This window comes from Pseudomonas canadensis, from assembly GCF_000503215.1.
Classification (GTDB): Bacteria; Pseudomonadota; Gammaproteobacteria; order Pseudomonadales; family Pseudomonadaceae; genus Aquipseudomonas; species Aquipseudomonas canadensis.
On sequence record NZ_AYTD01000010.1, the window covers coordinates 122,524 to 139,168 of the forward strand.

At 62.2% G+C, this 16,645-nt stretch carries 12 protein-coding genes; 6 read left to right on the top strand and 6 right to left on the bottom strand.

Features of this window, described 5'->3' with window-relative positions:
- Window positions 1-10: 10 nt before the first annotated feature.
- From treS to U367_RS0105095, 3 genes are read left to right on the top strand one after another with little or no spacing between them, the layout of a single operon-like run.
- Window positions 11-3,358: a maltose alpha-D-glucosyltransferase gene (treS, locus tag U367_RS0105085; RefSeq protein ID WP_028615953.1), complete on the top strand. Its 3,348-nt coding sequence runs from the start codon at window positions 11-13 to the stop codon at window positions 3,356-3,358.
- On the top strand, window positions 3,355-5,592 hold the full coding sequence (gene glgB / locus U367_RS0105090) for a 1,4-alpha-glucan branching protein GlgB (protein WP_028615954.1): 2,238 nt from the start codon (window positions 3,355-3,357) through the stop codon (window positions 5,590-5,592). Before treS ends, glgB begins: the two co-directional genes overlap by 4 nt.
- Window positions 5,593-5,643: 51 nt before the next feature.
- The gene (locus U367_RS0105095; RefSeq protein ID WP_028615955.1) at window positions 5,644-6,810 is read left to right on the top strand and encodes a GGDEF domain-containing protein; all 1,167 of its coding nucleotides are present in this window, start codon (window positions 5,644-5,646) and stop codon (window positions 6,808-6,810) included.
- Window positions 6,811-7,021: 211 nt separating this feature from the next.
- Here U367_RS0105095 and U367_RS0105100 read toward each other — a convergent pair whose 3' ends face one another.
- The 3 genes from U367_RS0105100 to U367_RS0105110 all read right to left on the bottom strand — a co-directional run bounded on the left by U367_RS0105100 (window position 7,022) and on the right by U367_RS0105110 (window position 11,502).
- On the bottom strand, window positions 7,022-9,202 hold the full coding sequence (locus tag U367_RS0105100; RefSeq protein WP_028615956.1) for an ATP-binding protein: 2,181 nt from the start codon (window positions 9,200-9,202) through the stop codon (window positions 7,022-7,024).
- A 152-nt stretch (window positions 9,203-9,354) separates the two neighbouring features.
- Window positions 9,355-10,206 (bottom strand): CAP domain-containing protein, encoded by an 852-nt coding sequence (locus U367_RS0105105; protein WP_028615957.1) that lies wholly within the window; start codon window positions 10,204-10,206, stop codon window positions 9,355-9,357.
- A gap of 81 nt (window positions 10,207-10,287) precedes the next feature.
- Window positions 10,288-11,502, bottom strand: coding sequence for an MFS transporter (locus U367_RS0105110; RefSeq protein WP_028615958.1), 1,215 nt, complete (start codon window positions 11,500-11,502; stop codon window positions 10,288-10,290).
- Window positions 11,503-11,614: 112 nt separating this feature from the next.
- Between U367_RS0105110 and U367_RS0105115 the strand changes: the two genes are divergently transcribed.
- Both U367_RS0105115 and U367_RS0105120 read left to right on the top strand, forming a co-directional pair.
- The gene (locus tag U367_RS0105115) at window positions 11,615-12,523 is read left to right on the top strand and encodes a LysR family transcriptional regulator (RefSeq protein ID WP_028615959.1); all 909 of its coding nucleotides are present in this window, start codon (window positions 11,615-11,617) and stop codon (window positions 12,521-12,523) included.
- Window positions 12,524-12,543: 20 nt separating this feature from the next.
- Window positions 12,544-13,212: a GNAT family N-acetyltransferase gene (locus tag U367_RS0105120; protein WP_028615960.1), complete on the top strand. Its 669-nt coding sequence runs from the start codon at window positions 12,544-12,546 to the stop codon at window positions 13,210-13,212.
- 64 nt (window positions 13,213-13,276) lie between these two features.
- On the opposite strand, the gene U367_RS0105125 is transcribed toward U367_RS0105120, so the two are convergent.
- The gene (locus U367_RS0105125; RefSeq protein ID WP_028615961.1) at window positions 13,277-13,870 is read right to left on the bottom strand and encodes a TetR/AcrR family transcriptional regulator; all 594 of its coding nucleotides are present in this window, start codon (window positions 13,868-13,870) and stop codon (window positions 13,277-13,279) included.
- A gap of 69 nt (window positions 13,871-13,939) precedes the next feature.
- Here U367_RS0105125 and U367_RS0105130 point away from each other — a divergent pair, with 69 nt between their 5' ends.
- Window positions 13,940-14,539: an NAD(P)H-dependent oxidoreductase gene (locus U367_RS0105130; RefSeq protein ID WP_028615962.1), complete on the top strand. Its 600-nt coding sequence runs from the start codon at window positions 13,940-13,942 to the stop codon at window positions 14,537-14,539.
- A 1-nt stretch (window position 14,540) separates the two neighbouring features.
- Here U367_RS0105130 and U367_RS0105135 read toward each other — a convergent pair whose 3' ends face one another.
- Both U367_RS0105135 and aroA read right to left on the bottom strand, forming a co-directional pair.
- Window positions 14,541-14,930, bottom strand: coding sequence for a hypothetical protein (locus tag U367_RS0105135; RefSeq protein WP_028615963.1), 390 nt, complete (start codon window positions 14,928-14,930; stop codon window positions 14,541-14,543).
- 32 nt (window positions 14,931-14,962) lie between these two features.
- Complete coding sequence (gene aroA, locus U367_RS0105140) at window positions 14,963-16,219, bottom strand: 3-phosphoshikimate 1-carboxyvinyltransferase (protein WP_028615964.1); 1,257 nt, start codon at window positions 16,217-16,219, stop codon at window positions 14,963-14,965.
- Window positions 16,220-16,645: the final 426 nt, after the last annotated feature.

Consider the following 16,645-nt stretch of genomic DNA (forward strand, 5'->3'; position numbering starts at 1 on the left):
GGAGTTTCCAATGGCGAAGAAGCCCAACGCTGCCACCTTCATCAAAGACCCGCTCTGGTACAAGGACGCGGTGATCTACCAGGTTCATGTCAAATCCTATTTCGACTCCAATAACGACGGTATCGGTGATTTCCCCGGCCTGATCGCCAAGCTCGACTACATCGCCGACCTGGGCGTGAACACCATCTGGCTGCTGCCGTTCTACCCCTCGCCACGTCGCGACGATGGCTATGACATTGCCGAATACCGTGGTGTGCACAGCGACTACGGGACCATGGCCGACGCCAAGCGCTTCATCGCCGAAGCGCACAAGCGCGGGCTGCGGGTGATCACCGAATTGGTGATCAACCACACCTCCGACCAGCACCCCTGGTTTCAACGCGCGCGCAAGGCCAAGCCAGGCTCGGCGGCGCGGGACTTCTATGTGTGGTCGGATGACGACCAGAAATACGACGGCACCCGCATCATCTTCCTCGACACCGAGAAGTCGAACTGGACCTGGGACCCGGTCGCCGGCCAATACTTCTGGCACCGCTTCTATTCCCACCAGCCCGACCTCAACTTTGACAACCCCCAGGTGATGAAAGCTGTGTTGTCGGTGATGCGTTACTGGCTGGACATGGGCATCGACGGCCTGCGCCTCGACGCCATCCCGTATCTGATCGAGCGTGATGGCACCAACAACGAAAACCTGCCTGAGACTCACGACGTGCTCAAGCAGATCCGCGCCGAAATCGATGCCCATTACCCCGACCGCATGCTGCTGGCCGAAGCCAACCAGTGGCCGGAAGACACCCAACTCTACTTTGGGGACAAGAAGGGCGATGACGGCGACGAATGTCACATGGCCTTCCACTTCCCGCTGATGCCGCGCATGTACATGGCCCTCGCCCAGGAAGATCGCTTCCCGATCACCGACATCCTGCGCCAGACCCCGGAGATTCCCGCCAACTGCCAATGGGCGATTTTCCTGCGCAACCACGATGAACTGACCCTGGAAATGGTCACCGACAAAGAACGCGATTACCTGTGGAACTACTACGCCGCCGACCGGCGCGCGCGCATCAATCTCGGCATTCGCCGCCGTCTGGCGCCGCTGATGGAGCGTGATCGCCGGCGTGTCGAGCTGCTCAACAGCCTGCTCTTGTCGATGCCTGGCACGCCGGCCCTGTATTACGGCGATGAAATCGGCATGGGCGATAACATCTACCTCGGCGACCGCGATGGCGTGCGTACGCCGATGCAATGGTCCATCGACCGCAACGGCGGCTTCTCCCGTGCCGACCCGGCCAGCCTGGTGTTACCGCCGATCATGGACCCGCAATACGGCTATCAGTCGGTGAATGTCGAGACCCAGGCCCAGGACCCGCATTCGTTGCTGAACTGGACCCGGCGCATGCTGGCGGTGCGCAAACAATCCAAGGCGTTCGGCCGTGGCAGCCTGAAAATGCTCTCGCCGAGCAACCGCCGCATCCTGGCCTATACCCGTGAGTTCACCGGTGAAGACGGGCGCAACGAGATCATCCTCTGCGTGGCCAACGTGTCGCGCAGTGCCCAGGCGGCCGAGTTGGACCTGTCGGCGTTTGCGGGCATGGTGCCGGTGGAGATGCTCGGCGGTAATGCCTTCCCGCCCATCGGCCAGCTGAATTTCCTGCTGACCCTGGCGCCTTACGGCTTTTATTGGTTTGTGCTGGCGCCGGAAAACCAGATGCCCAGTTGGCATGTGGAACCGGCCCAGAGCATGCCAGACTTCACCACCCTGGTATTGAAAAAGCGCATGGAAGAATTGCTCGAAGAACCTTGCCGCGCCTCCGTGGAACAGACCGCACTGCCGGCCTGGTTGCCCAAGCGCCGCTGGTTCGCGGGCAAGGACACGGCCATCGACAGCGTGCGCATTGCCTACGGTGTGCGCTTTGGCGATCCCCAGCATCCAGTGTTGCTCAGCGAGCTTGAAGTGACGGCCGGTGGCCAGGTCAGCCGTTATCAGTTGCCGTTCGGCTTCCTCGGTGAAGACCAGTTCACCAGCGCCTTGCCGCAGCAATTGGCCTTGGCCCGTGTACGCCGAGTGCGTCAGGTGGGGTTGGTAACCGATGCCTTCAGCCTCGAACACTTTATCCGCGCCGTCATCCAGGGTTTGCAGGCGGGTACCGTGCTCAACACCAACGAAGGCGAACTGCGCTTTGCCGCAACGCCGCACCTGGCCAAGCTGCAACTGACGGATGAGTCCGAAGTGCGCTACCTGTCGGCCGAGCAGTCCAACAGCTCGGTGGTGGTGGGCGAGAGCCTGGTGCTCAAGCTGATCCGCAAAGTCGCCTCCGGCGTGCACCCGGAACTGGAAATGAGCGCCTACCTGACCGAAGCCGGCTACCCGAATATCTCGCCGCTACTGGGCTCGATGATTCGCCACGACGCCGAAGGCCAGGACAACCTGCTGATGATTGCCCAAGGCTACCTGAGCAACCAGGGTGACGCCTGGAGCTGGACCCAGAACAACCTGGAACGGGCTATCCGCGACGAACTGGCCGAAGCCATCTCCGAGCAGGAACAGCACTACAACGCCCTCGGCGAGCTGGCGGATTTTGCCGGGTTGCTCGGCCAACGCCTGGGTGAAATGCACCTGGTGCTCGGCGCGAAAACCAGCAACAAGGACTTCAAGCCCGAAGCCACCACGGCCAAGGACACCCAGGCCTGGGCGAAAGATGTCGGCGCGCAGTTGGACCGCGCGTTGCAACTGCTTAAACTTCATCAAAGCCAGTTGAACCCCGCGGATCAAGCGCTGGTCAGTGAATTGCTGGCGCAGAAAAAAGCCATTGCCAGCCATGTGCAGGCCTTGGCGAAAGCCACGGCCGGCGGGTTGCGTATTCGGGTTCACGGTGATTTGCACCTGGGCCAAGTGCTGGTGGTGAAGGGCGATGCCTACCTGATCGATTTCGAAGGCGAACCGGCGCGGCCATTGCATGAACGACGCGGCAAGCACAGCCCGTATAAAGATGTGAGCGGCGTGTTGCGCTCCTTCGACTACGCGGCAGCCATGGCCTTGAATGTACAAGGGGTGGACCATTCGCCCGAAGCGGACCAGGCGCGCAAACGCGTGACTGACCGTTACCTCAAAGAAGCACGGCAGGCCTTTATCCAGGCTTATCAGTCCGCTACGTCTACACTGGCGCATGACTGGCAGGATGCCAAAGGGCAGGACGCAGCGCTGACATTGTTCAGCCTGGAGAAGGCCGCGTATGAAGTGGCCTACGAAGCGGAAAACCGCCCGACTTGGTTGCCGGTGCCCTTGCAAGGGTTGCACGGACTGTTGAGCGGGCTTGCACCTATATCGAAAACTGCACGCGGTGGGGAGACGTCATGAGCTTTACAAATAAAGAACCGCTGCAACCGAAGTTGACTGCATTGCCGGCGTCCAAGGACGTCGAAGCGCTGGTACGCGCCGAGCACCATGACCCGTTCTCGATTCTCGGGCCACACGATGATGAGCACGGCGGCCAGTTTATCCGCGCGTTCCTGCCGGAGGCCTTGAGCGTCCAGGTGCTGGCGCGCGACAGCGGCGAGCCGATCGGCAGCCTGGACGCGAGCCAGGTCCCGGGGTTGTTTGTCGGGCAGTTCAAGACCCGGCAGCCGTACCTGTTGAAAATCCAGTGGGCCGGCGGTGAACAGATCACCGAAGACCCTTACAGCTTCCAACAACTGTTGCTCGGTGAAATGGACCTGTACCTGTTCGCTGAAGGCAATCACCGCGATCTCGGCAGTTGCCTGGGGGCCCAGGTGACCAGCGTCGATGGCATTGAGGGTGTGCGCTTCGCCGTGTGGGCACCGAATGCGCGGCGGGTCTCGGTGGTGGGCGACTTCAATATCTGGGACGGTCGCCGGCATCCGATGCGCCTGCGCCATCCTTCCGGCGTGTGGGAGATCTTTATCCCACGTCTGCAGCCGGGTGCGGCCTACAAGTACGAAGTACTCGGCGCCAATGGGATCCTGCCGCTCAAGGCCGACCCCGTGGCGTTGGCCACTCAACTGCCGCCCGACACGGCTTCGAAGGTTGCCGAGCCCTTGCAGGTGGACTGGCAGGACCACGAATGGATGCAATCGCGAGTCGAGAAGCAGAAGACTACTGCACCGCTGTCGATCTATGAGTTGCACGTGGGTTCCTGGCAGGTCGAGCTGGACGAGGCGGGCGAAGTGGCACGCCAGTACAACTGGCGCGAATTGGCTGAGCGCCTGATTCCCTATGTGCAGCAGTTGGGCTTCACCCATATTGAGCTGATGCCGATCATGGAGCACCCCTTCGGCGGCTCCTGGGGCTACCAGGCCTTGTCACAGTTCGCACCGACGGCACGCTTCGGTTCGCCGCAGGATTTCGCCTATTTCGTCAACGCCCTGCATCAGGCCGATATCGGCGTGATCCTTGACTGGGTGCCGGCGCATTTCCCCACCGACACCCACGGCCTGGCGCAATTCGACGGCACGGCGCTGTACGAATATGCCAACCCGCTGGAAGGGTTCCATCAGGATTGGGACACGCTGATCTACAATCTGGGCCGCACCGAAGTGCATGGCTTTATGTTGGCGTCGGCGTTGCATTGGCTCAAACACTTCCATATCGACGGCCTGCGCGTGGACGCCGTGGCTTCGATGCTCTACCGCGACTACTCACGTAAAGCCGGCGAATGGGTGCCGAATCGCCATGGCGGTCGCGAAAACCTGGAAGCCATCGACTTCCTGCGTCACCTCAACGATGTGGTCGCTATCGAGGCACCCGGTGCCCTGGTGATCGCCGAGGAATCCACCGCCTGGCCCGGCGTCAGCCAGCCCACACAGCAAGGCGGCCTGGGCTTCAACTACAAATGGAACATGGGCTGGATGCACGATTCCCTGCATTACATCCAGCAGGACCCGGTGTACCGCGCCCACCATCACAACGAGCTGAGCTTTGGCCTGGTGTATGCCTGGTCCGAACGTTTCATCCTGCCGATCTCCCATGATGAAGTGGTGCACGGCAAGCATTCGCTGATCGACAAGATGCCTGGCGACCGTTGGCAGAAGTTCGCCAACTTGCGCGCTTACCTGGCGTTCATGTGGATGCACCCCGGCAAAAAGCTGTTGTTCATGGGCTGCGAATTCGGCCAATGGCGCGAGTGGAATCATGATCAGCAATTGGATTGGTACCTGCTGCAGTACGCCGAACACAAAGGCGTGCAGAAGCTGGTGGGCGACCTCAATCGCCTGTACCGCGAGGAGCCGGCCCTGCATGAGCAGGACGACGCGCCTCAAGGCTTCCAGTGGCTGATCGGTGACGACGCGATCAACAGCGTCTACGCCTGGCTGCGCTGGAGCAAGGACGGCAAGCCGGTGTTGGTGGTGGCCAACTTCACCCCGGTGCCACGCGAGGGTTACGCCGTCGGCGTGCCGTTTGGTGGGCGCTGGAGTGAAGTGATCAACAGTGACGCGGACATGTACGCAGGCTCCAATTACGGTAATGGGGGCGAGGTGTTTACTCAGGATGAACCCAAGCACGGGCAGCCGGTGTCACTGTCGTTGAATCTGCCGCCACTGGGCGTGCTGATTCTGCGGCCGGAATCGCTTTAAAGGCTCTAGCGTGCTGGATTCTGTTGTCCGCACTACTGGCAGGGTGCCACAATGACGCCTTTGTCGTGGCAGTCGAATCAGGCGAAACTCATGAATGGCCTTGGGCGTGGGCAGGACCAGGATTGCTTTATAGAGGAGCAGGTGCGGACCGACCGTTTGCACCAGCTGTTCCGGCAGTCATTTGCTGCGATTTTCGGCAGTTACCTGGCCGCGGTGATGCTGTGCTGGTTGTGCTGGGATCGGTTTGACCATCAGGTCATCCTGGTCTGGCTGGCGGTATTGGCGGTGACTTCCCTGGTTCGTATCCAGATGTTCATGGAGTGGTTTCGCTGTCCCAATGCCGAGCGTACGCCGGACCGTTGGGAGCGCCGTTACTGGGTTACGCTGATGCTGTCTGCCGCAACCTGGGGAATCGGTGCGTTGGCGGTCATGCCCACCGATGATCGATTGTCCCAGGTGCTGGTGATGCTGTTTACGGTGGGCATGTCGGTCAGCGCCGTGTCCTGTTACTCGGCTTATCGCTACATGACCTTGGCCTCCATGGCTGTGGTGCTATTGCCGTGCACCGTGTGGCTGCTGTTCCAACCATCCTCGATGCAAGTGGGCATCGCCATTGCGGTGCTGGTGTTCTCCACCTTTGTGGTCAGCGCCACGCGCAAGCTGTCGGATGCCTTGGAAAAGGCCTTTCGCCTGACCCGTCAGATGGAGCGTGCCCACAACATCTCCACCCGCGCCGCACAGACCGACGAACTCACCGGCCTGATGAACCGTCGTGCCTTTTTCGAACGTGCCCAGGTCTTGTACGCACAATGCCGTCACAATCAACAGCCATTGTGTGCATTGATGATGGACATGGACCACTTCAAGGAAATCAACGATACCTACGGCCACCAGGCCGGTGACCAGGTGCTACGCCAGATTGGTGGGGTGATCAGTGCCTCGTTCCGCCAGGCCGACGTGTACGGGCGCCTGGGCGGCGAGGAATTTGCGGTGTTGCTGCCCAATACGTCGCTGGAAACCGCGCGGGACATTGCCGAGCAGTTGATCAAGGCCATCTCAGGCCTGGCCTCCGAGCCGGTGCATGGCCTGAGCGCCAGCCTCGGCGTGGCCTCCACCCATACTCAGGACCAAGACCTGCACGGCCTGATGAACACAGCCGACAAGGCGCTGTATCGTGCCAAGGCCCAGGGGCGTAATCAGGTGGCGGTGGCCGAGTAGGGCGCTGAATTGTGGTTTTGGTTGTGCTGTGGTTGTGGTGAGCTGGCTTCTGTGGTGATCGGGCTTGTCCCGCGCTGGGCTGCGAAGCAGCCCCAACAAGATCACCGCATTTTTTTCAGACACACCTTGGCGTTTGGTTTTAGGGCCGCTTCGCAGCCCAGCGCGGGACAAGCCCGCTCACCACAAGAGCCCGCGCACCACCGGACAGCTCTTAGGACATCGCCTTGGCAAGCGCCCGGGCAACCTGGTCGGCGGAGTAGGGCTTGGGCAGGAACTCGAACCCTTCATAACCACTTTCGGCCAGTTCCTCGCTGTAGCCGGAGGTGAGCACCACCGGTAAATCCGGGCGCCGTTGGCGCAATACTTTAGCCATCGCTACGCCCGTCATGCCGGGCATCACCACATCCGAAAAAATCCCATCGAACGCCAGGGCGTCCGCGCCGGCCAATGCGAGCGCCTGCTCCGCATCGGTGGCCCAGGTGGTCTGGTAACCCAGGTCCTGCAGGATCTGGTTGGCGAAGCGGCCCACTTCGAGGTTGTCTTCCACGATCAGGATATGGCGCAGCGTTATGTCCTGGCCCGGCAGGGGGTCCTGCAGGCTTTGCTCGTGTGATATCACCTGCGCCGCCACCTCTGGCAGGTACAGGGTAAACTGCGTGCCCTGGCCCGGATGGCTCGCCACATCGACGTTGCCGCCGGACTGCTTGGCAAAGCCGAACACCTGGGACAACCCCAGGCCAGTGCCTTTGCCGACGGCCTTGGTGGTGAAGAACGGTTCGAAAATGCGCTCCAGCGTCTCGCCGGGAATGCCGCTGCCAGTGTCGGCCAGGGCGATGCTCACAAAGGGTTGGCGGCTTTCCTCGTCGCCACGGATGCGCGGCATGGTGTCCACCGTGGCCACGCGCAAGGTGAGGGTGCCTTGCCCGTCCATGGCGTCTCGTGCATTCAGGGCGATATTGATCAACGCGGTTTCAAACTGGCTGGCGTCGACACGTACGTGGCAAGGACGCTCGGGCAATTGCACCTGCACATGGATACGTGCGCCGGTGACGCTTTCGAGCATTTCGCCGATGTTCTTGACCCGCAGGCCTACATCGAAGACTTCCGGGTTGAGTGGCTGGCGTCGGGCGAAAGCGAGCAGTTGGCTGGTGAGTTTGCTGGCGCGCTCGACGGTGTCGGAAACGGCGCTCATATAGCGTTGGCGCCGTTCCTCGGACAAGCCCGGTTGGCGCAGGAAGTCCACCGACGAGCGGATGATGGTCAGCAAGTTGTTGAAGTCATGGGCCACGCCGCCGGTCAATTGGCCGATGGCTTCCAGCTTCTGGGACTGGTGCAACGCCGCTTCCGCCTGGGTGAGGGCGAGGGTGCGCTCATGCACCCGTTGTTCCAGGGTGGCATTCAGCTCGGTGAACGCCGCCAGGCCCTCGCGTACGGCGGCGTCGGCGCGCACCCGCTCGATATGCGCCCAGGAACGCTCGGTGACTTCCCCGACCAGCGCCAGGTCGTAGGGCGCCCAGACGCGTGCTGTCTTGTGGTGCACTGCCATCAACGCGGTCAGGCGGCCGTCCTTGATCAGTGGGAAGCATACGGTCGCCAGTGCGCCCAGGGCTTGGTAGCTGGCGGCTACCTCCGGCGGAAATTCGACGCGGTTGTCCTGCACCACCAGCGGTTCTCCGGCACGTAGTTGCTGCACGGCCCGCGCGCCGAACGACGCCAGGCTGTAGCGCCCGACGATGCTCGGCGAGCCGGGCGCCGCCCAGTTGCCGCGAATGGTAAAGCCGTCTTCATCGGCGTCCATGTCGGCATAAGCACAATTGGAGACGTGCAGGTGCTCGGCCAACAGGCGCGTGGTGGTGGACATGATGCTTTCGGCGTCGGTGGCATTGGCCACGGCACTGCCCACGGCGTCCAACACCGCCAGGCGGCGGTTGAGGAACACGGTGGCGGTGGTTTCGGTGACGGTATCCAGCATCCCGACAACCTTGCCATCTGGGTCGCGGATGGGGCTGTAGCAAAAGGTGAAATAGGCTTGTTCAAGGCCAGCGCCGCGCTCGATCAGCAGGGGGAAATTCTCGATATAGGTGGCATGCCCCTCAAACGCCGCATTGGCGATGGGACTCACGTCGGCCCAGACTTCATGCCACACCTCACTGAATGGACGACCGAGTGCAAAAGGTTTGTCGCCCAGGATCGGAATGAACGCGTCGTTGTACAACGTGGTCAGGTGAGGCCCCCAAATGATTGATTGTGGGAAGCTCGACGCAAGACACAGCGCCACGGTGGTCTTGAGCACATCCGGCCACTGCTCCAGTGGTCCCAGGGGTGTGCTCGCCCAATCGTATTGGCGAACCTGCTCAGCCATGTCGCTGCTGCTTTGCAGCCAATTCATCATTGCGATAACACCTTGTCTGCCACGGTCTGTTCACTGCCTGGAAGGGACGGCCCAACAAGCAACAGACCGGAATGCCCGCTGGCAGTTCAGCGGGATTATCGCGGTGATAGCAATTTGATGCACTGTCCGTTTGAGGGGATGTGCAGGTGGGCCTACTGGGCGCCAAAAACCCCCGTCCAGTAAATCCCCGCATCACTTTTCGGGTCCATGGCATAGGCCGCACCCAACTCACGAAATTGCGGGTTCATCAGGTTGGCGCAATGGCCCGGACTGGCGAGCCAACCGTCGACAACCTTGCGTGGTGTGTCCAGGCCGGCGGCGATGTTTTCGCCGATGTTCTTCGCAATGTACCCAGCCAGTTCAGCGCGGTCGCCGGGCGTGCGGCCGTCGTGGTCGAGGTGATCGAAGAAATTGCCGTTGGCCATGTTGCGCGTGTGGCTGTTGGCGGCGCCGGCCAGGTCGTCATTCCAGGACAACGGCGTGGTAGCCGTGAACGCCTGGGTGCCGCACTGGCGTGGTTGTGAGCGCGCGGTGTTGATCAGGTTGAGCAGTTGCTTGCCTTCGGTCTGCCAATCGCCCAGGCCACTGGTGAGCAGCGGGCGGGCGAGCACGATGCGCCAGTCCTGGCCGCTGTTGCTCACGCCGATATCGACAAATTGCGGGTCCAGCACCACGCGGCAGAAACTTTCGCGCACCGCCTTCATGGCTGCCTGGGCATCCTTGGGCCCCGACAGGCTGATGGCCTGCACATTGACCATCGGGTACGCGGCCCGCGCCAACGCCTGCTGCAGGTCGCCCACGTTGGTGGCCGGCAGCACCAGCCGGGTGTCGCTGGCCAATGGCGGCAGTTCCTGGGAACCCTGGTCGCCGCAGCGTTGCACCTGGCTGCGGTATTGGTTGATCTGTTGTACCAACTGACTTTCTTCATTCGCCATCGCGCTGGCGCAGAACACCGTAGTGGCGGCCAGCGTCGTAAGACCCATCATCAATGACAGAACGCGCATGGACGTTACCCTTGAGCTTGAAAGTGCCCATGATGCGCGATGTAACCCGGTCTGGTGCAACGCCTTTTTTGTTTTTTTGCCTCAATGGGTGTTCTGCAGGGGGTTGAAGGCACTGAATCGGCGCCATGCCATCACCCATGCCAGCAGGATCAAGGCCAGTGCGACGCCGAACGTTGCATGCATGCCATAGGCCACGGATTGGGGGAGCGCACGGGTAACATCCGGGCTGGCCCAGGCGAACACCGCGCCCAGCGCCCAGGCGCCGACAATCAGCCCGAGGTTGCGTGACAGGTTCAACAGGCCCGAGACCGTGCCACGCCGCGCGGCCTCCACGTCGCTCATCACAGCGGTGTTGTTGGCGGCCTGGAACAGGCTGTAACCCGTGGTCAGGATCACCAATGCGCTCAGGTAAGCGAACAGACCCGAAGTGCAGGACAACAGCAGCGCGCCACAGGCCATCAGGCCCAGGCCGGCCAATGTCATGCGCGGGCTGCCAAGGCGGTCGGTGAGCCTGCCGGCGGGGACGCCGCTGATGGCCGCGACACAGGGCCCGACCGCCATGGCCAGGCCCATCCATTCGGGATCGAGTCCCAGGCCTCGGGACAGATAGAACGGTCCGACCACAAACGTGGCCATGATCACGGCGGCGACCAGGGCACTCATGGCCAGGCCGGTGAGCAGCGACGCATCTTTTAATGATGCCCGGAAACTTGAGCCATCGCGGGATGCCACGCGGGGCCGGTCAATCGGCAGATAGCGGTAGCCAAGGGCGACGGCCACCCCTCCCAATGGCATGCCTATCAGGAAAATCGCCCGCCAGCCCCACATACTCAGTAACACACCGCCAACACTGGGGCCCATTGCAGTGCCGACGGCGGACATCGTGCCCAGCAAACCCATCACGCGGCCGGTACGCTCCTTGGAAACAGTGTCTGCGACCATGCCGAGGGCCATCGCCATCATCACGGCTGCGCCGAGGCCTTGCAGTACGCGTGCTGCAACCAGCCACGCAAGGGACGGCGCCAAGCCGCACAACCCGCACGCCACGGCGAACAGCAGCAACCCGGCAAGCAACAATCGCCGCCGCCCGAACCGGTCTCCCAGGCGTCCGGCACTCACAATCACCGCCGTGATCGCCAACAGGTAAGCCAGCACCACCCACTGCACCGCGTGGAAAGAGGCATCAAACGCCCGCGTCAGGCTGGGCAGGCCGACATTGGCGATGCTGGTGCCCAGCGAGGCCAGCAACATGGACAGGCACAGGCTGATGAGGCTGCCGCGTGAATGGGTAGACATGGCAAATCCTTGAGTAATGGCAACTGTCACAAATCTACGGCGTCGCCTAACATGGCGGAAGACGCATGGATTGCAGTTAATAGATGCATACAACGCCTTATAAGGAACGCGGATGCCCGATCTCAATCTGCTGATCACCTTGGATGTGCTGCTCGCCGAAGGCAGTGTCGCGGCTGCGGCCAAACGCCTGCGCCTAAGCCCTTCGGCCATGAGCCGCGCCCTGGCCCGATTGCGCGAGACCACCGGCGACCCTTTGCTGGTACGCGCCGGTCGCGGCCTGGTGCCCACGCCCAGGGCGGTGGCGTTGCGTGAGCAGGTAAGCCGCTTGGTGCAAGAGGCCAATGCCGTGCTGCGTCCCGTGCAATCCCTGGACATGGCCCAGGTGGCGCGTACGTTCACCCTGCGCACCAGCGAAGAGTTCGTCGAAAATTTCGGCCCGGCATTGCTGGCGCGTATCGCTGAGCACGCGCCCGGTGTGCGCCTGCGCTTCATCAACAAAACCGACAAGGACAGCACCTTGCTGCGTGAGGGGCGCGTCGACCTGGAAACCGGCGTGGTCGACCCAACCGCCAGCCCGGAAGTGCTGACCCAGGCGCTGTTTCGCGATCGCTTGGTGGGTGTGGTACGCAGTGGCCATCCTCTCAGCCGAGGTGACGTCAGCGTTGAACGTTACGCCGCAGGCCGGCACGTCTACGTCTCCCGACGCGGTCAGGACCGCGGCCAGATCGACGACATGCTCGAAGCCCAAGGCCTCACGCGACAGATCAGTACCGTCGTCGCCGGTTTTGCCACAGCCATCGCTCTAGCCCGCGACACCGACCTGATCGCCAGCGTGCCGGAACGCTATACCGCCCACCAACGCGAGGGCTTGTGCAGCTTTGCATTGCCGCTGGCGTTGCCCACCTTCACCGTGTCGATGCTCTGGCACCCCAGGCTGGACGCTGACCTGGCCCATCGCTGGTTGCGCGGATGTTTGCGTGAGGTGTGCGGGCTGCAACAGGTACAATCGCCGCTGCCTTGACGCTAAACCCAGGAATTTGCATGTTCAGCCTTACCCGCTACACCACACCGTGCCCCGAGCCCATCAATGCTCAGATCCTGCAGATGGTGGTGGACAACCTCACCGACATCAGCAGCGTGGCGCTGCCGCCGAGCAACCTGCTGTACAACATCTACCAGTACGCCATTGGCTTTGAGGTGCACCTGTACCTGGAAGCGTTGAACGGTGCCAAAGGCATTGCCGTCGAATTGGTGGTGGCGATGGAAGAGGAAAAGCTGATCGGCTTTTGCCTGTACCTGCCGGTGAAGGATGACCCAGAAGCCTGCGGTATCGCGTTTATGGCCGTGCAGGTTGGCCACCGGCGCCAGGGTGTGGCACGCGCAATGATGGGTGATGTGCTGAGCCGATATCCCCATGCGGAGCTGGCGTGCTCAGTGGAAAAAGTGCCGGCGTTCGAGGGCATGGGTTTTCAAGTGCGCGGCGCGCGGGGCACCCAGGTGCTGATGAACACACGGGACTACGGCACGGACGGCTTGATGGGCGTGCTGGATGTGGCGGCGATCTACAGCTCATTGGAGGTGCGGCAGATTCATACCTATCTGCTGCAAAAACATGGCAAGCGCGCCATGGTGGATGCCGAGAAACAGCGGGATCGGCATCTTGATCAACTGGCGCACAAGGTGCAGGTGTTTATACAGAATCGGGGCTGAAGCACACGCCGTACTCAGGTAAACACCCGTCGCGCTGGTTTATTCCTCATCCGTCAAAAATCATTTAATCGCGGCCGCGATTGACCATCGCCAGAATGGTTGCCAACAACTCCTGCTGCGCCTCTTCGCGGCTGATCTCACCGCTGGCCGCCGCCTGGGACAGCGCCTCCGCCGCCCCCAACATGCCGCGCAGTCCCGCCTGGGATATGCGGCCAAAGGGCGACAGCGCGTCACGGCATTTATCGAGGAAGATCGCCTCGTACTGGCGCTTGAGGGCTTCCAGTTCCGGCGAACTGCTGAGGGCCGCAATCACCCCTGGGATTTCCCGACCCTGCAACAGCACGCAATCCACATAGGACGCGGCGATCACCCAGGCACGGTCGTCAAGGGTTGCGTTGCTGGCTGCGATGGCGCTGGCAAAGACCTGGTCCTGACGCGCATCGAAATCTTCATACAACGCGGCCAGCAACCCGGCGCGGGTGACGAAATGGTCATAGACCACCGGTTTGGTCACCCCCGCCAACTCCGCCAGGCGGCCGAGTGTGAGGGCTTCGGTGCCTTCATCGCGCACCAGTTGCCAGGCCACGTCCAGCAGTTGGCGCAGGCGATCTTCACGAGACAGGCGACGACGAGGAGCGGGGGACGCTGTGCTTGACATGCTTATATACCAAAAGTAACTTACTAAACGTAACTTAAGCCCAGCGTAACCTCTCACGGAGTCAATGTCATGCACGCACTCATCGTTGTTGCTCACCACGACCCGCAATCCCTCACCCACAGCGTGGCCGCCCAGGTCGCCGCCGGCCTTGCTGCGTCGGGCCACACCTTCGAAATGGCCGACATCGCCGCCGAAGGGTTCGACCCGCGCTATAACGCAGCCGACCATCGGGTACACCGTATGCGCGCCACGCCACCGGCGGACGTACTGGCTGAACAAGCCCGCATCGACCGCGCCGATGCGCTGGTGCTGGCATTCCCGATCTACTGGTGGTCCATGCCGGGCCTGCTCAAAGGCTGGATCGACCGCGTGTTCATCAACGGTTGGGCGATCGATTACGGTCCCGATACGCCGGTGGTGAAGAAATTGCGCCACTTGCAGGTACACCTGCTGGCCTTGGGCGCTGCCGACGACGGCGCGTTTGATCGGCACGGCTACGCCAAGGCCATGCGCACGCAAATTGACTACGGGATCTTCGATTACTGCGGCGCGCAGGTGGTCACATCAGCGCTGTTGCTGGATTCGGAAAGCGGCGGGGCGCAGGCGCATCTGGAGACGGCCCGGGCCTTGGGCGAGGGACTGTTTGAGACCGAGACAGTCGCCGATTGATTCAACCTTCGCGAAACAAATCGTGGGCGTCGAGCAGGCGGTAAGCGATTTCCGGCTGATTCTCCAGGCCTCGACGGATCGCGGCCGGGATCGATTGGCGGGTCTTGCGGCACAGGCCCGGTAGCTCGTCGATAACGATCTGGATGCCACGCATGCTCTTGACCTCGGTGTGACCCGGCGCGATATGCACGCGGATGCCCAATTGCTGGTACATCAGCTGTTGCATGCGTTCCAGGTCTTGCAGGCTCTTGAGGTGTTCAAGGCGGTCGAGCAGTTTCTTTTCTTCCTGGCGCGTCAGGTTAAGGATGCGCAGGTCGGCGCCCGGCGCTTGCAGCAGCTCTTCGCGGTCGCAGACGCAGGCGCCGGGTGGGCAGGGTTGGCGGATTGTCATGTGCAGTGCCTCCCCATTCCGACGCCGAGCCCTCAGTAGCTCAACTGAACCCCAAGACTGCCCAGGGCCTTCCAGTAATCAGGATAGGTCTTGGCGACGCAGTCCGGGTCCTGGATGCGAATCCCCGAGACCTTCAGCCCGGCCAGGGCAAAGCACATGGCGATGCGGTGGTCGGCGTGGGTGTCGATCAGCGCGTTGCAGGCGGTGCCGGCCAGGGCGGGGTCGCTGGCTACCAGCAGGTCGTCGCCTTCGATGGTCGCCAGGCCAGGGCGGATCTCGTTGAGGCCGTCATGCAGCGCCTGTACGCGGTCGCATTCCTTGACCCGCAGGTTGGCCAGTTCAGTGAAACGCACAGGTGTGTTGTTGAACGCCGCGAGCACTGCCAGGGTGGGGATGGCGTCTTGCATTTGCGAACCGACCACCGTGGCCTGCATGTTCGGGAACTGCGCGATCACGGCCTGGGCCTTGGCGTCCGGCTGGGTGAAATCCTGCGCGGCCACGCCGATGTCGATGCGGCCACCGGTCAACACTTCAGCGGCCCACAGGTAGGTGGCGGCAGAGGCGTCAGGTTCGATCAGGTAGTCGTGGGCGGTGTAGCCGGTCGGGGCCACACGCCAGGTGGTGTCGTCGACTGCTTCGACTTTGGCACCGAAGGCGCGCATGCAGTCCAGGGTCAGGTCCACGTAGCCACGGGCACCGATGTCCTTGCCGGTCAGCGCCACTTCAATCGGCGCTTCGCCACAGGCCGCGAGCATCAGCAAGGCTGACACGTACTGGCTGGAAAGGCCGCCGTCGATCTCGAAACGCTTGGCTTTGATCTTGCCGACGCCGTGCACGGTGACGGGTGGGCAACCGGTGGGGCTGTCGACCTGGATGCCGTTCTGGCCGAGGGTTGCCAGCAGCGGGCCGATCGGGCGTTTTTGCATGTAGTCGTCGCCGTCCAGCACCACGGTGCCTTCCACGGTGGCCACGGCGGCAGTGAGGAAGCGCATGGCGGTGCCGGCGTTGCCGAGGAACAGTGGCTGTGGCGGCAGTTGCAGTTTGCCTTGGCCGGTGACGACGAAGGTGGTGTCGTCGGGTTCGTCGATGGTCACGCCCATTTGGCGCAGGGCTACGGACATGTGGCGGGTGTCGTCGCTCTTGAGTGCGCCGCTGAGGCGGCTGGTGCCTTTGGCCAGTGCGGCGAGCAGGAGGGCGCGGTTGGTAATGGATTTGGAGCCGGGGGGCGCGACCTTGCCATTGAGGGGGACGTTGGGCGGGGTGACGGTCACGGTTTTCTGCGAACTCAAGGTACAGGGCTCCTGATTCAAGGCACGGACGGCGGGCGGAGTTGAATAATCGGGTATAGATGTGGTGCTTGTCGAGCTTGGGGTCATGGGCGCTGATATTTACTGGGTGTATATCGTTCCAACTGTGGGAGCCGGCTTGCCTGCGATGGCGTTTGTTCGGTGTACATATCCGTTATTTGGGTAGCGGCGGCTTAGGGTTCCGCCCTTACGGCGGCTCACTTTTGAACAGCGCAAAAGTAAGCAAAACGCTCTTGCCCCAACACTCGGCACCTCGCTTAGGCTCGGTGTGCCGTAACGAAGGCTTGAATCCGTGGGCCGCCGCGATGGGCCATCCTTGGCCCAGCGCGGCTAACCCGGCGTCCTGCCGGGTTACCCACGGATTCAAGCCTGCGTTCGGCCAGCGTGTTTGACGGGGCGCCTCAGATC

What these genes read in the sequence shown, in the direction of transcription:
- treS (WP_028615953.1), top strand. Translation starts at nt 11, where the DNA reads ATGGCGAAGAAGCCCAACGCTGCCACCTTCATCAAAGACCCGCTCTGG.
- glgB (WP_028615954.1), top strand. Translation starts at nt 3,355, where the DNA reads ATGAGCTTTACAAATAAAGAACCGCTGCAACCGAAGTTGACTGCATTG.
- U367_RS0105095 (WP_028615955.1), top strand. Translation starts at nt 5,644, where the DNA reads ATGACGCCTTTGTCGTGGCAGTCGAATCAGGCGAAACTCATGAATGGC.
- U367_RS0105100 (WP_028615956.1), bottom strand. Translation starts at nt 9,202, where the DNA reads ATGATGAATTGGCTGCAAAGCAGCAGCGACATGGCTGAGCAGGTTCGC.
- U367_RS0105105 (WP_028615957.1), bottom strand. Translation starts at nt 10,206, where the DNA reads ATGCGCGTTCTGTCATTGATGATGGGTCTTACGACGCTGGCCGCCACT.
- U367_RS0105110 (WP_028615958.1), bottom strand. Translation starts at nt 11,502, where the DNA reads ATGTCTACCCATTCACGCGGCAGCCTCATCAGCCTGTGCCTGTCCATG.
- U367_RS0105115 (WP_028615959.1), top strand. Translation starts at nt 11,615, where the DNA reads ATGCCCGATCTCAATCTGCTGATCACCTTGGATGTGCTGCTCGCCGAA.
- U367_RS0105120 (WP_028615960.1), top strand. Translation starts at nt 12,544, where the DNA reads ATGTTCAGCCTTACCCGCTACACCACACCGTGCCCCGAGCCCATCAAT.
- U367_RS0105125 (WP_028615961.1), bottom strand. Translation starts at nt 13,870, where the DNA reads ATGTCAAGCACAGCGTCCCCCGCTCCTCGTCGTCGCCTGTCTCGTGAA.
- U367_RS0105130 (WP_028615962.1), top strand. Translation starts at nt 13,940, where the DNA reads ATGCACGCACTCATCGTTGTTGCTCACCACGACCCGCAATCCCTCACC.
- U367_RS0105135 (WP_028615963.1), bottom strand. Translation starts at nt 14,930, where the DNA reads ATGACAATCCGCCAACCCTGCCCACCCGGCGCCTGCGTCTGCGACCGC.